We start from the raw sequence: 13,912 nt of genomic DNA, 5'->3' as shown, positions 1-13,912 counted from the left end.
TGCGCGCCGATGGCGCCGGTGACGTACAGCTGCCGCTGCACCATGTCTTCCCACAGGCGCAGGCAGGCCTGCCGCTTGTCTGCATCGCCTTCCAGCAGCGCCAGGTGCGCCACGGCGGTCATCAGGTACACGAACCGCACCGCATGGCCGGTGGCGTGCTGCTGCTGGACCACCGGCAGGTGCGCCTGGCTATAACCCTTGTCGCGTACCATCCAGGCGCTGCCGTGGTTGTCCCAGTACGCCGTGCGCCCACGCCGCTCGTATTCCTGGTCGTACCAATGCGGCTGGGTCCCGCGCTGATCGACAAAGTAGCGCGCCAGCGCCAGGTAACGCGCATTGTCGGTGACCTCGTACAGGCGCAGCAGCGCCAGTTCGATTTCCGGGTGCCCGGGATAGCCCTGCAACTGTCCCGGTGCGGTGCCGAAGGTGGCATCGATATGGTCGGCGAAGCGGCAGCAGACCTCCAGCAGCGCGCGCTTGCCGGTGGCGCGCACATACGCCACGCCGGCCTCGAACAAATGGCCGGCGCAATACAGTTCGTGGCATTCGGCAAGATTGGTCCAGCGTTCGGCGGGCGCGACCAGCGAAAAATAGGTATTGAGATAGCCATCGGGCTGCTGTGCGGCGGCGACCAGCTCGATCACCGCATCGGCTGCGGCTTCCAGTGCCGGGTCGGGCTGCTGGCACAGCACATAGGCCACCGCCTCCAGCCACTTGGCCACATCGCTGTCCTGGAAGATCATGCCGTGGAACTGCCCCTGCGCACGGCCGGCGGCGATGCGGAAGTTGGCGATGGCATGGCTGGGTTCGGCATCGGCAACCCGATCGTTGAGCGCTTCCCACTGGTAGGGCAGCGCCACCTCGCGCACCAGCGCCTGATAGTTGCGCCAGAACGGCGCGGTCAAGGCCACCTGTGTAAGGTCGATGTCGTTACTGTGCGTCATGGGTGATTCCTTGGGTGGCCGCCGGCATCGCCAGCGGGGTGGGGGTCTGTGAGTGGCGGCCCGCCTGCGCGCGCGGCCAATGCGGCGGCGATCTGCTGCATGCGCGCGTTATCGAGCCTGCAGAAGCGGCTGGCGATCGCCACCAGGAGGTGCAGGCCGGCGGGCAGCAGGGTTTCCAGTGCGGTGATGCCCTGCCGCGACAGCGCCTCCTGGGGAACGCCGGGGCGGTAATGGCACAGGTGCAGCACCAGCGCAATGATCCCGGCACTGACCGCCCATGCCAGCTTGATCGCCAGCAGGTTGACCGCAAAATTGAGCCCGGACGCCCGCTGCCCGGTCTTCCAGGCGCCGTAGTCGTCGGCGAAGGCCATGATCGAAAAATGCAAGGGCAAGGTCATGCCCAGCAAGGTGCCGTTGAGGAAGATCGTCGCCAGCCACAGCGATTGCCGGGCCGGGCCGGTCGGCAGGAACCACATCGCCACGCCCATCGCGGCCAAGACCAGGTTCAATCGAAAGTACACACGCACCGTCTCGGCGCGGCGCGCCAACGGGGCGACCAGCAACGCTCCGGCGATCGCGGCCAGCGCCACCAGGCCGAGAAACAGCGAGGTGTAGCCGGCATCGCCACCCAGCACATAGGTGACGAAGTACAGGTAGCCACCACCACGCAGGTTCATGACGTTAATCAGCAGGAACGACATCAGCGTCAGCAGCAGTAGCTGATCGTTGCCCCACACCGCCGCAATATGCCGGCGGATGGAAAACGGCCCGGGAGCGGGCAGCGGCACGCGCTCACGCACGCTGACGAAGCAGAGCAACAGCATCGCCACCGCCAGCGCGCACATCACCGCCACCCCGGCCTGGTAGCCACGCGCCGCATCGCCACGGCCGAACACCGTCACCAGCCATGGCAGGCCCACCGAGACCAGCAAGCCTGCCAGCCCGCACAGGGTGAAGCGCCATGATTGGCTGGCGACGGTGTCCGCGCGCGACACCGTCATTGCATTAATCATGGCGCAATACGGAACGTTGACCGCCGTGTAGCAGATCGACAGCAGCAAGTAGGTCAGGCACGCCCAGCCCAGCCGGCCGGTGCCATCCAACGCGGGCACGGTGAAGGCCAGTACCCCGGCGATGCCCAACGGCAACGCCATCCACAACTGCCACGGCCGGTAGCGCCCCCAGCGGCTGTGCGTGCGGTCGGCCAGCAGGCCCATGGCCGGATCGGCAAGCGCATCGAACACCCGCACCACCAGGAACATCACGCCCACCGAGGCCGGATCCAGACCGACGACATCGGTATAGAAAAACGTGAGAAAACTCATGATGAGGCAGGTGATGACCGTGCCGCCCGCATCGCCGAGCCCGTAGCCGATGCGCTCATGCAGCGCGAGTCGTGGCACACCGGTTCCGGTGACGGCCGCAGCCGGTGATTTATTGGTGATGTCCAGCTGCATCGTGCACCTCCCACCGAGAATGTCGTTGTGCCCATCGGCCGGCGCCCACCGCGCCACTGCCAGCCCGCGACCGTTGCCGCATCACCCCGCGCGATCGACCCGACGCACGACGGTGCTACCGAAGAAGCGTTGCAGCAGGCAGAACGCCAGCAGCAGCACGCCGATGGCGATGCGCGTCCACCACGAGCTGAGCGTGCCGTCGAACGCGATCAAGGTCTGCAGCACGCCCAGGATCAGCACGCCGAACAGGCTGCCGATGACCGACCCGCTGCCGCCCGACAACAGCGTCCCGCCAATCACCACCGCGGCAATCACATCCAGCTCCAGGCCCAGCGCGTGCAAGCTGTAGCCGCTGAGCGTGTAGACCGTATAGACCACCCCCGCCAGCGCCGCACAGAATCCGCTCAGCGCATACACCCCGATATCGGTGGCCGCCACCGGCAGGCCCATCAACACCGCCGATTGGCGGTTGCCGCCGATCGCATAGACCGTGCTTCCGAATGGGGTCAGCCACGCCACGCTACTGCCGGCAATCACCAGCAGCAGCGCCAGCACCGCGCCGGCCGACAACGAGGCCCCCCCGCCCAACGGCAGGCGCCAACTGGCCATGGCGGTGTAGAACGGGTGGTCGATATCGATCGATTCAACGCTGATGAGCGTGGCGGCGCCACGCGCCAGGAACATGCCCGCCAGGGTGACCACGAACGGTGGCAGCCGGTAGCGCTGGATGAGCGCGCCCATCACCGCGCCGAAGCCGGCGCCCAGCGTCAGCACCAGCGCAATCGCAGCCGGTGGTGGCCAGTGTTGGTGCTGCACCAGCTCGGCGCTGAGCACCGTGGTGAAGGCGATCACCGCGCCCACCGACAGGTCGATCCCGCCGCTGAGGATCACAAAGGTCATGCCCACCGCGACGATCAGCAGGAACGCATTGTCGATCAACAGATTGAGAAAGACCTGCGGCGACAGGAAGCCGTCGTAGAGGATGCCACCACCCGCCGAGAGCGCCACGAACAAGGCGATCGTGACCAGCAGGGTCAGCCTGCGCGGATCGCGGCGACGCGGCGCGCGCGGCACGGCATCGGTAGCGCCAACGGTCTCCGGCACGCCCGTCACCGGCCTGACTCCGCCGGCCGCGCACCGATCCAGCCAACCACCTGGGCGCGAAATGCCGCCGATTGCAGCAGCAGCACCAGGAAGACCAGCACGGCCTTGACCACCAGATTGATTTGCGGCGGCAGCCCGATGGCGTAGATGGTGGTGGTCAGCGTCTGGATAATCAGCGCACCGACCAGGCTGCCGGCAAGACTGAAACGGCCACCGCCCAACGCGGTCCCGCCCAGGCTCACCGCCAGGATCGCGTCCAGCTCAAGCAGCTGGCCGGCGTTGTTGGCATCGGCACTGGCCACGTTCGAGCTGACCAGCAGCCCCGCCAGCCCGGCACTGACGCCGCAGAACACATACAGCGCCAGCGTGATCGTACCCGCGCGCACGCCAGCCACCTGCGCGGCCAGCGGGTTGTGGCCGATCGCCCGCACGAACAGGCCCAGCGCACTGCGGTGCATCAGCAGCGACAACGCCACGAACACCGCCGCCACCACGAACAGCGAGAACGGCAAGCCGAACAGGTAGCCGTTGCCGAGGAACGCGTAGGGCGGGTAATAGATGGTCAGGATCTGGCCGCCGCTGAGCAGTTGGGCGATGCCGCGCCCAGCCACCATCAGGATCAGCGTGGCGATGATGGGTTGCATGCCGGCCTTGACCACCAACAGGCCGTTCCACGCCCCGCACAGCGCCGCGACCACCAGCGCCAGACCGATGGCGGCCAGCAGCGGCCACGGCCCGGTGCCGACACCGACGTGGGCAATGGTCCAGGCGGCCACCGTCGCGGCGATGGCCAGCACCGCGCCAACGGAGATGTCCAGGCCGCGCACCGCGATCACCAGGGTCATGCCCAGCGACACCAGTGCCAGCGGTGCAGCGCGGTTGGCGATATCCACCAACGTGCCGAAGACGCGGCCGTCGCGCCATTCCAGCGTCAGGAATCCGGCATTGAACACACCGTTGCCGGCCAACAGCAATGCCAGGGTCAGCGCCGGCCACAGCACCGGCTGGGCCAGCAGGTTGCGCCAGCGGGACGGGCGCGGGGCGGCGTCGATGGGCGCGGGGGAAGGTGTCTGGGTCATCCGGCGCGCTTCCTCAGGTGCCCGCAATCAAGGCCAGTACCTGCTGGCCATCGCATTGGCCGGGCAGTTCCCCGACCTTGCGCCGCTCGCGCAATACCGCGATGCGATCGCACAGGCGCGTCAGTTCGTCGATTTCGGCGGAGATGAACAGCACCGCCATGCCCTGCCGCGCCAGCCGGACCACCTCGGCCGTGATCTCCTGCTTGGCGGCGACGTCGATGCCGCGGGTTGGCTCATCCAGGATCAGCAGGGTCGGCTCGGTGGCCAGCCAGCGCGCCAGCACCACCTTCTGCTGGTTGCCCCCGGACAAGGTGCCCACCGGGGTGTCCAGGTCGGCGGTCTTGATGCCCAGCCTCTGGACCAGCTGCACGGCCAGGGCGTTCTGGCGCTCGCGCGACAGAAAGCGGCGCCACCCCAGCCGCGCTTGCAGCGCCAGCACGATGTTGTCGCGGACCGACAACTCGGCGACGATGCCTTCGGTCTTGCGTTCTTCCGGGCACAGCGCCAGGCCCCGCGCCACCGCATCGGCGGGGTGGGTGAAGCGGCATGCCTGTCCCTGCACCCACAATTGGCCCTGGTCGGCCTGGTCCAGGCCGAAGACCAGGCGTGCCAGTTCGGTACGGCCGGCACCGAGCAGGCCGCCCAGCCCCAGCACTTCGCCCGCACGCACCTGCAGGTCGGTCGGCGCCAGCTTGCCGCGCCGGCCCAGCCCCTGCGCATCGACCACGACCGGCGCCTGCGCCAGATCCGTCGCGCTGGCGCTGCGGGCCTGGGTCATGGCGACCTCGCGCCCGACCATGGCCGCCACCAGCGCGGGCGCCGGCAACTCGGCCGGCAGGTACTCGCCGACCAGGCGGCCGTTGCGCAGCACGCTGATGCGATCGGCCACCGCATAGACCTGGTCGATGAAATGGCTGACGAACACGATCGCCATGCCACGCTCGCGCAGCCGCCGCATCACCCGGAACAACGCGCGCACTTCGTCCTCGTCCAGGCTGGAGGTGGGCTCGTCCAGGATCAGCACCCGCGCCGATACGCCGATTGCCCGTGCAATGGCCACCATCTGCTGGATCGCCACCGGGTAATGCGCCAGCGGCCGGTCCACGTCCAGCTCCAGCTGCAGCTCGCGCATCAGCGCGCGCGCGCCCACCCGCACCTGCGCCCAGTCGATCGCCCGGCTCCAGCGCCGCCGCGGGTAGCGGCCGGCGTAGAGATTCTCGGCCACCGACAGGTTCGGACACAGGGTCACTTCCTGATAGACCGTACTGATGCCGGCGTGCTGCGCCTGCAACGGCGTGGCCGGCGCGATCGGCCGGCCGTCCAGTGCGATGCGGCCGGCATCGGGCGCTTGAACCCCGGTCAACAGCGCGATCAGGCTGGATTTGCCGGCACCGTTCTGGCCCATCAGGGCGTGGATCTCACCGGCATGCAGGCACAGGTCCACGCCGTCCAGCGCCACCGTCGCCCCGTACCGCTTGCTCAGGCCCGAGGCCTGCAACACCGGCGCGTTCATACGGCCACCCTGGGCAAGCAGCGGTGCCTGCGCATGCTCAGTACTGGCGCTTGGGCAATTCGGCGGCGGCGTGTTCCTGCGTGAACACGCCCTCCTCCACCAGCACGCGGCGCGGCACCGGCCGGCCGGCCTTCAGGTCGACGATCAGACGCGCCAGTTGCGGACCCAGCAGCGGATTGCATTCCACTGTTGCATTGAGCTTGCCGGCCTTCATCGCCTCGAATGCCCCACGCACGCCGTCGATGGACACGATGCGCACGTCGTGACCGGGCTTGAGCCCGCCCTCTTCGATCGCCTGGATCGCGCCGATGGCCATGTCGTCGTTGTGTGCGAACAGCACGTCGATCTTGTTGCCCTCGGCCTTGAGGAACGACTCCATGACTTCCTTGCCCTTGGCGCGGGTGAAGTCGCCGCTCTGGGAGCGCACGATCTGGAAGCGCCGGTCGGCATCGAGCACCTCGTGAAAGCCCTTCATCCGATCGTTGGCCGGCGCCGAACCGACCGTGCCCTGCAGCTCGGCCACGCGGATCGGACCGGGCTTGCCGGTGCTGTCCTGCACCAACCAGCGCGCCGCCTTGCGACCTTCTTCGACAAAATCCGAGCCGATCAGCGTGGCGTACAGCGATGGGTCGGAGACCTTGACCGCGCGGTCGGTGAGCACCACCGGGATCTTGGCCGCCTTGGCTTCCTGCAGCACCGTTGCCCAGCCGGATTCGACCACCGGCGAGAACGCGATCACATCCACCCGTTGGGCGATGAACGAGCGCAAGGCCTTGATCTGGTTTTCCTGCTTCTGTTGCGCATCGGAGAACTTCAGGCGGAAGGTGGGCGCCACCAGCGCGGCCTTGATCGAGGCGGTATTGGCGGTCCGCCACTCGCTCTCGGCGCCGATCTGGCTGAAGCCCACGGTGATCTGCCCGCTCTGACCGCCACTACCGCGCGAGCAGCCGGCTGCCAGGACCACCAGCATCGCCAATACCACGACGCGCCACTGCTTGTTCATGCTGTCTGCCTCCCAGGGAATGGAACCGCGCTGCACCAACACACCCGCGTTGCCGATCGACCCTGCCTGCCCACCGCGTGGCTGCGGCATCGGGCCGGCGATGCTCGCCGCCGGCAGTGGATCGGGTGCAATGCGGCACGTCCATGCGCACGCATCGCCTCACGCGCAACCACGCAGGTCTCCGTTGCGCAACGCACGCCTGCGCAGCAGCGGTCCTGCCAGGCGTTTCCCGCCCACGGCCACCTCAAAGCGCATGCACGCCGCCAAGGGCGAACCCGGAATCGCTGCGCACCAGCGGATTCACCAACGGATGGCCCAATGCAGGCAGATCGATCTCGAAGCAGTCGCCCGGCTGCACCTGGAACTGATCGGCAAAACTGAGCGTGGCCGTGCCGAAGAAGTGCAGGTGCACATCGCCCGGCCGACGATGCGCTGCGTACTTGAAGTGGTGGTATTCCAGATTGGCCAGCGAGTGGCACATGTTGGCCTCGCCGGTCACGAAGGGTTTTTCCCAGACCAGCTGCTCGCCGCGGCGGATGCGGCTGACGCCGCGCAGATCGGCCGGCAGCGCACCGCTGCGCAACTCCGGTCCCACCGCACAGGCGCGCAGTTTGGAATGCGCCAGATACAGGTAATTCTGGCGTTCGGTGACATGGTCGGAAAACTCATTGCCGATCGCAAACCCCAGGCGATGCGGCGTGCCATCGGCACCGATCAGGTACAAGCCCACCAACTCCGGTTCTTCGCCGCCGTCCAGCGCAAAATCCGGAGACGGCAGGGGCGCGCCCGGCGCCACCAGCACGGCACCATCGCCCTTGAAGAACCATTCCGGCTGCACGCCCGGTGTGCCATCGGTGGGAATGCCACCCTCCAGCCCCCACTGGAACATCTTCATCGAATCGGTGAGCGCGCCGGCAGCGTGCTGCGCCTGCAGGGTTTGATGCATGGCGTCGCGGGCGGCCGCACTGCCCAGATGGGTCAGCCCGGTGCCGGACACCATGCAATGTGCAGGGTCGGGGTGTTGCAGCGGCGACAACACCCGCAGCGCAGCCAGCAATGGCGCATACGGCTGCACGCTGTCGCCCCCCTGCAGCGCAACCTGCGCCTCCAGTGAGCGGCCGGCGCTGATGGCCGCGCTGGCAAGCGCGTAAGTGGAATCGACGCCGTCGATCCGGCGGACCGTCTGTCCGTCGGCCGTGACCTCGCCCACGCACGGGACGCCTGCAGCATCGAGAAACTGGATCAATCGCATTGCCTGCCACCTTCTCGCCAGAGGAGCGGATCGCCGTGCCCCACGCGCGCCAGTCGGGCACGCGTGATCGGCGGCGAGCAGCAGTGTGCGATTGCCACGCATACACAACAAATATAGATTTGGGAAAAACCCATACCCAAATTGGCATTGACCTACCAATGACCTCCGCTCCCTGGTTCCTGCGCGCGCGCCTCAAGACCCGGCAGCTGATGTTGCTGATCGCCATCGATGAAGAAGGCAACATCCATCGCGCGGCCGAGGTGTTGAACATGTCCCAGCCGGCGGCCTCCAAGCTGCTGAAGGATCTGGAAGACATGATGGAGGTGCAGCTGTTCGACCGCCTGCCACGCGGCATGCGCGCTACCTGGTACGGGGAAAGCATGATCCGCCATGCCCGCATCGCCCTTGCCAGCCTCGGCGAGGCCGGGACCGAGATCCAGGCACTCAAGGCGGGCCACAGCGGCACCGTGGGCATCGGCGCCATCGCCGGGGCGGCCATGACGCTGCTGCCGCCGACACTGGCGCGTGTCACCCGGCAGCACCCGGCATTGCGCGTCTCGCTGCTGGTGGAAAGCAGCGACGTGCTGCTGGAGCGGCTGGCCCAGAACAAGCTCGATTTCATGGTCGGCCGCCTGTTCGCCCGCCATGACAAGCGCAACCTGCATTACCAGGCGCTGGCCCGTGAAGAGATCTGCGCCATCGTGCGGCCGCAGCACCCGATCCTGCAGCACCAGCAGCACAGCCTGGAGGCACTGGCCGCCGCTTCCTGGATCGTGCCGCCGCAAGGCAGCGTGCTGCGCCACCGCTTCGAGCTGATGTTCCAGAGCGCCGGCCTGGAACCGCCGCAGCAGGTGATCGCCACCACCGCACTGATGTTCATCACCAAGATGCTGCAGGAAAGCGACAACCTGGCCGTCGTCCCGGTGGACGTCGCCCGGCATTACGTGGACCACGGCATGGTACAGATCGTGCCGGTCGCCTTGTCCTGCCGGATGGACGCGTTCGGCATCATCACCCGGACCGACTGGCTGCTGTCGCCCGGTGCACGCACCGTCCTGGCCATGTTGCAAGAGGTGGGAGCCCAGGTGTATGGCGGAGGCGCCCTGCCCGCAGATGCCTGACCGCGCGCCCCTGGCCGCAGCCCGAGATGCCGAACAGCCGCCTCGGTCAGCAGATCGATAACGATGTTGCTATCGATGATCTGAATATTGTTATTTTTACAGTATCAATGTGCCCGGTAGGATTGAGCGCGAACCCGCCTGCGCCATGCGCTGCACCTGCTCATCCGACTCAAGGATCCCTCGCTCATGGATTCACCGGACACGCCGTCCCGACGCAGCCAGCAGTGGTTCGGCCGGCAAGGCAAACAGGGGTCTTACTACCGCAGCTGGCTCAAGGGGCTGGGCCTGCCGGACGACCTGTTCGACGGCCGCCCGGTCATTGGGATCTGCAACACCTGGTCGGAGCTGACGCCCTGCAACAGCTCCTTCCGGGAACTGGCCGAACACGTCAAACGCGGTGTCTACGAAGCCGGCGGCCTGCCGCTGGAATTTCCGGTCATGTCGCTGGGCGAAACCCAGATCCGCCCCACCGCGATGCTGTATCGCAATCTGGCCAGCATGGACGTGGAAGAATCGATCCGCGCCAATCCGCTGGACGGCGTAGTGCTGCTGATGGGCTGCGACAAAACCACGCCGTCGCTGCTGATGGGCGCGGCCAGCGTCGATCTGCCGACCATCGGCCTGTCCGGCGGGCCGTCGCTGTCGGGCAACTGGCGGGGCCAGCCGGTGGGCTCGGGCACCGGCGTGATCCAGATGTCGGAGATGGTGCGTGCCGGCACCATGACCCAGGCCGAATTTGTCGAGGCCGAATCCTGCATGCAGCGCTCCAAGGGCAGCTGCATGACCATGGGCACCGCCTCAACGATGGCGGCCATGGTCGAGGCGCTGGGCATGTCGCTGCCCGAGAACGCCGCGATCCCGGCGGTGGATGCACGCCGCTACCGGCTGGCGCACCTCAGCGGCCGGCGCATCGTGGAGATGGTGCGCGAGGATCTGCGCATGTCCAGGATCCTCACCCGCGCCGCCTTCGAAAACGCGATCAAGGCCAATGCCGCCATCGGCGGCTCGACCAATGCGGTGATCCACCTGCTGGCACTGGCTCGCCGCATCGGCGTGGAGCTCACGCTGGAGGACTGGGACACCCTCGGCTCGCGCCTGCCCTGCCTGGTCAACCTGAAGCCATCTGGCCAGTACTTGATGGAAGATTTCTACTACGCCGGTGGCCTGCCGGCGGTGCTGCGCGAAATTGCCGCCGACCTGCACCTGGATGCGCTCACCGCCAGCGGTCACACGCTGGGGCAGGCCATCGCCGATGCACCATGCTGGAACCGCGAGGTGATCCACGCCCTGGAGGCCCCCTTCAAGGCCGAAGCCGGCATCGCCGTGCTGCGTGGCAACCTGGCGCCGGACGGGGCGGTCATCAAACCGTCTGCCGCCTCGCCGCATCTGCTGCAGCATCGCGGCCGCGCCGTGGTGTTCGAGGACATCACCGATTTCAAGGCACGCATCGACGATGAGACCCTGGACATCGACGAAACCTGCGTGATGGTGCTGAAGAACTGCGGCCCACGCGGGTACCCCGGCATGGCCGAAGTGGGCAACATGCCGCTGCCGCCCAAGCTGCTGCGCCGTGGCATCACCGACATCGTCCGGATTTCCGACGCACGCATGAGCGGCACCGCCTATGGCACGGTGGTGCTGCACACCTCCCCCGAGGCCGCCGCCGGTGGCACCCTGGCGCTGGTGCGCACGGGCGATTTCATCGAACTGGATGTCCCCAACCGGCGCCTGCACCTGGACGTCTCCGATCAGGAGCTGGAGCGCCGCCGCCAGGGGTGGGTGCCACTGCAGCCACCGGCGCGTGGCTGGACCCGGCTGTATGTCCAGCACGTGCAGCAGGCACATCTGGGTGCCGACCTGGACTTCCTGGTCGGCGGCAGCGGCGCGGCAGTGGGCGACGATTCGCACTGAGCAGCGCGCAGCCAATGCTGGGCGCGGCGTCGAGCGATCCGGCGTGCACCGGACTACTGCGCAAATTCGATGCCCAGCGCCTTCACCCGCACCCGCGCCAGCATCGCATGCGAGGTCATGTACAGCGTATGGCCGTCATTGCCGAACGCGCAGTTGGAGATCGCCTCGCCGGTTTCGATGCGGCCCAACCGCTGGCCGGCCGGGTTGAACACGATGACGCCGCCAGGGCCGGTGGCGAACAGATGGCCGTCCGATGACACCGCCATGCCGTCGGGCAGGCCGGGGGCATCCTTGGCGACCAGATCCGAGGCGTCGGCGAACACGCGCTTGCCGGTGACGGCGCCGTGCGCATCGAGCGCGTAGGCCATCCAGATCGGACGCTTCGGATCGGAATTGGACACGTACAAGGTGCGCTCATCGGGCGATAGCGCGATGCCGTTGGGGAAGCTCAAGCTGTCGTCCAGCAGGTGCACGCTGCCGTCGGGATCCAGCCGATACACCCCATTGAAGTGCAATTGCTTGACTGGCGAATCATTGAGATCCTTCAAGCCATACGGCGGGTCGGTGAAGAACACCACGCCATCGCGGCGACGCACCACATCGTTGGGGCTGTTGAAGCGCTTGCCCTCGAAGCGGGTGGCCAGCGGGGTCTTCTTGCGGGTGGCCGGGTCGAGCCTGGCCACGATGCGGGTGCCCGAATCGGCCAGCAGCACCGTGCCACCGGGCTCGGCATACAAGCCATTGGCGCCGGCCTCGCGCAGCGTGGCCTGTTCCGGGCCGGTATAGCCGGACGGCGACAACAACACCGACAGGCCAGCCTCCTCGGACCAGCGATAGAGCTTGTTTTCCGGCACATCGGTGAACAACAGGTAGCCCCCGCTGCGCACCCATGCCGGCCCTTCTGACCAGGTGAAGCCCTCAGTGAGCTTCTCGATGCGTGCATCGGCCGCGACTACCTTGCCGAAGCGCTGGTCGAAGGTTTCCAGATGCCCGATGGCGGTGAATCGCGGCGGCGGGGCTTCCTTCCTGGTGCAGGCAGCGACAATGGCCAGCAGAGGAACAGCCAACAACAGGTAGGGCGACACGCGCATCGGTCATCCGGCTTCAGGTCCAGCCTCATGATGCCATCAAGTCTGTGCAGCGTGTCAGCCACTGCAGGGCGCTGCAGTGATTGCGCGCTGGTGCAACGTGTCACTCACCTCGTGTGGGATCGATACAAGGCTGCGCTGCCCAGGATGAGGTCGTTGAAGCCAGTAACACGACAGTCCCTCAGCGCTTTCCATCCGGAGCTGTCTCCACCTGATCTTCAGATAGCTCCAGGCCAGTCCGCTTGGCTGCAGCCAATAGTTCAGCCCTGTGGCCTTGTGCTGGCCATCCAGCGACCGTGTCGATCACACGGCCCGCATCCATGAAGTAGAACATCGGCGTTGCCCACTGTGTCAGCATCGGCCAATCACTCCTGCGGTACGCCAGCGACATCTGCTGCTGCGGGTATCTCGCGTTCCAAGCGGCAAACACCGAAAAATCGTCTTGCCTGCTCGGCGGCGCGATCCATTTCGAATGAGATCGCATCACTGCGTTCAATGCCGGATCCTGGCCGATGGCAGCCATGGCGCGTTGCGTGTAGGGACACAGCGGATCTGCAACGACGATGATGAGGCGAGCGGCATCGAGGTGCGTGGCGACATGCAAGAGCCGCCTGCCATGCATTGCGATACGCAACTCGCTTGGCAACCCTGCGGCAACGGCGATGGGCTCCACCACCTCCGGTGGTGGATGAGCCAGCCCGTCAGCGTGATGCGCAAAGAATGCCGTTGCGGCAGCAAAGTCTCGCGCTGCCAACAGCGCACGATAGGTCTGCACGACATCGTGAGGCGTTGATGCATGAAGGCGCTCCAGGGCAGCCAAGGCCTTGACCTGGTCTTCGGTGATCCTGGAATCGCCGGTATAGAACGAGGCCGCATTCGCGACCTCGAACATTTGACGGGCCTGGCGAGCATCGAGACCCGACCATGACCGATTGGCCATCAATGCACTCCGCATCTTCTCGTAGCGTTGCTTGACCCGCTCAGAGAGCGCAAGATCGGATTCATTCGACCTCCGCACTGCGGCGGCTTCAATCGTGTCCGCAGTCGCCGCAGATGCAGACGGATCAAAGTCAACAGCATGCGCAAGCGGGGTAGAAACAGGTAGCCGAAGCAGCAGTGCGAGAAGTAGCCCGCTCAGCAATTTCCCGTGCAAATCTTGGTGAGTGACTGAGTACATGTTGCACGCGCCTCACATCGGTAGTCGCCGTAATCTGCCTTCATTTCCGGGGTGATGTTCTGCGGCGTCATGATGGCGCGATCCGCATCACTCTCAATCAACAACCCAGGCACGGATTGTGTCGCGCTTTGTATGCCAATTAGCGAAAGGATTGCATAGACCCGGCTCGCAGTGAGGCCGGGTGGATTCGCCCGCGAAGTGCAACAGTCCTATAACGTAGCGGGCCAGGTGTCGTAGCCTGAGCCCCTACACGACCAAGTGGA

11 protein-coding genes are annotated in these 13,912 nt (G+C 66.4%); 2 read left to right on the top strand and 9 right to left on the bottom strand.

All coding sequences use genetic code 11. The features are described 5' to 3' along the window. From XcuCFBP2542_RS17940 to araD1, 7 genes are all read right to left on the bottom strand, one after another. On the bottom strand, window positions 1–944 hold a 944-nt coding region (locus XcuCFBP2542_RS17940; RefSeq protein WP_146090359.1), incomplete at its 3' end, for a glycoside hydrolase family 127 protein. Continuing rightward, on the bottom strand, window positions 941–2,401 hold the full coding sequence (locus tag XcuCFBP2542_RS17935) for an MFS transporter (RefSeq protein ID WP_104605499.1): 1,461 nt from the start codon (window positions 2,399–2,401) through the stop codon (window positions 941–943). The genes XcuCFBP2542_RS17940 and XcuCFBP2542_RS17935, both read right to left, overlap by 4 nt. 81 nt (window positions 2,402–2,482) lie before the next feature. Further along, entirely contained in the window at window positions 2,483–3,475 is a 993-nt protein-coding gene (gene yjfF, locus XcuCFBP2542_RS17930) for a galactofuranose ABC transporter, permease protein YjfF (RefSeq protein ID WP_249027681.1), read from the bottom strand. Between the two features lie 35 nt (window positions 3,476–3,510). Further along, on the bottom strand, window positions 3,511–4,584 hold the full coding sequence (locus XcuCFBP2542_RS17925; RefSeq protein ID WP_104605495.1) for an ABC transporter permease: 1,074 nt from the start codon (window positions 4,582–4,584) through the stop codon (window positions 3,511–3,513). A 13-nt stretch (window positions 4,585–4,597) separates the two neighbouring features. Then, window positions 4,598–6,097, bottom strand: a complete 1,500-nt coding sequence (locus tag XcuCFBP2542_RS17920) for a sugar ABC transporter ATP-binding protein (RefSeq protein ID WP_104605493.1) — start codon at window positions 6,095–6,097, stop codon at window positions 4,598–4,600. 37 nt (window positions 6,098–6,134) lie between these two features. Beyond that, window positions 6,135–7,100: an ABC transporter substrate-binding protein gene (locus tag XcuCFBP2542_RS17915; RefSeq protein WP_104605501.1), complete on the bottom strand. Its 966-nt coding sequence runs from the start codon at window positions 7,098–7,100 to the stop codon at window positions 6,135–6,137. 244 nt (window positions 7,101–7,344) lie between these two features. Beyond that, complete coding sequence (gene araD1 / locus XcuCFBP2542_RS17910; RefSeq protein ID WP_104605491.1) at window positions 7,345–8,352, bottom strand: AraD1 family protein; 1,008 nt, start codon at window positions 8,350–8,352, stop codon at window positions 7,345–7,347. Between the two features lie 158 nt (window positions 8,353–8,510). Between araD1 and XcuCFBP2542_RS17905 the strand changes: the two genes are divergently transcribed. Both XcuCFBP2542_RS17905 and XcuCFBP2542_RS17900 read left to right on the top strand, forming a co-directional pair. Continuing rightward, entirely contained in the window at window positions 8,511–9,473 is a 963-nt protein-coding gene (locus tag XcuCFBP2542_RS17905; protein ID WP_104605489.1) for a LysR family transcriptional regulator, read from the top strand. Window positions 9,474–9,659: 186 nt separating this feature from the next. Then, window positions 9,660–11,384, top strand: coding sequence for an IlvD/Edd family dehydratase (locus XcuCFBP2542_RS17900; RefSeq protein ID WP_104605487.1), 1,725 nt, complete (start codon window positions 9,660–9,662; stop codon window positions 11,382–11,384). A gap of 53 nt (window positions 11,385–11,437) precedes the next feature. Here XcuCFBP2542_RS17900 and XcuCFBP2542_RS17895 read toward each other — a convergent pair whose 3' ends face one another. After that, window positions 11,438–12,475: an SMP-30/gluconolactonase/LRE family protein gene (locus tag XcuCFBP2542_RS17895; RefSeq protein ID WP_104605485.1), complete on the bottom strand. Its 1,038-nt coding sequence runs from the start codon at window positions 12,473–12,475 to the stop codon at window positions 11,438–11,440. A gap of 178 nt (window positions 12,476–12,653) precedes the next feature. Next, window positions 12,654–13,649, bottom strand: a complete 996-nt coding sequence (locus XcuCFBP2542_RS17890) for a hypothetical protein (RefSeq protein ID WP_146090358.1) — start codon at window positions 13,647–13,649, stop codon at window positions 12,654–12,656. Between the last annotated feature and the right edge of the window lie 263 nt (window positions 13,650–13,912).

Origin of the sequence: Xanthomonas cucurbitae (assembly GCF_002939885.1) — a bacterium.
Taxonomy (GTDB): Bacteria; Pseudomonadota; Gammaproteobacteria; order Xanthomonadales; family Xanthomonadaceae; genus Xanthomonas; species Xanthomonas cucurbitae.
The sequence above is the reverse complement of the archived record's forward strand: the minus strand, read 5'-3'. Positions and strand labels throughout refer to the sequence as shown.

What these genes read in the sequence shown, in the direction of transcription:
- XcuCFBP2542_RS17935 (WP_104605499.1), bottom strand. Translation starts at nt 2,401, where the DNA reads ATGCAGCTGGACATCACCAATAAATCACCGGCTGCGGCCGTCACCGGA.
- XcuCFBP2542_RS17925 (WP_104605495.1), bottom strand. Translation starts at nt 4,584, where the DNA reads ATGACCCAGACACCTTCCCCCGCGCCCATCGACGCCGCCCCGCGCCCG.
- XcuCFBP2542_RS17920 (WP_104605493.1), bottom strand. Translation starts at nt 6,097, where the DNA reads ATGAACGCGCCGGTGTTGCAGGCCTCGGGCCTGAGCAAGCGGTACGGG.
- XcuCFBP2542_RS17915 (WP_104605501.1), bottom strand. Translation starts at nt 7,100, where the DNA reads ATGAACAAGCAGTGGCGCGTCGTGGTATTGGCGATGCTGGTGGTCCTG.
- araD1 (WP_104605491.1), bottom strand. Translation starts at nt 8,352, where the DNA reads ATGCGATTGATCCAGTTTCTCGATGCTGCAGGCGTCCCGTGCGTGGGC.
- XcuCFBP2542_RS17905 (WP_104605489.1), top strand. Translation starts at nt 8,511, where the DNA reads ATGACCTCCGCTCCCTGGTTCCTGCGCGCGCGCCTCAAGACCCGGCAG.
- XcuCFBP2542_RS17900 (WP_104605487.1), top strand. Translation starts at nt 9,660, where the DNA reads ATGGATTCACCGGACACGCCGTCCCGACGCAGCCAGCAGTGGTTCGGC.
- XcuCFBP2542_RS17895 (WP_104605485.1), bottom strand. Translation starts at nt 12,475, where the DNA reads ATGCGCGTGTCGCCCTACCTGTTGTTGGCTGTTCCTCTGCTGGCCATT.
- XcuCFBP2542_RS17890 (WP_146090358.1), bottom strand. Translation starts at nt 13,649, where the DNA reads ATGTACTCAGTCACTCACCAAGATTTGCACGGGAAATTGCTGAGCGGG.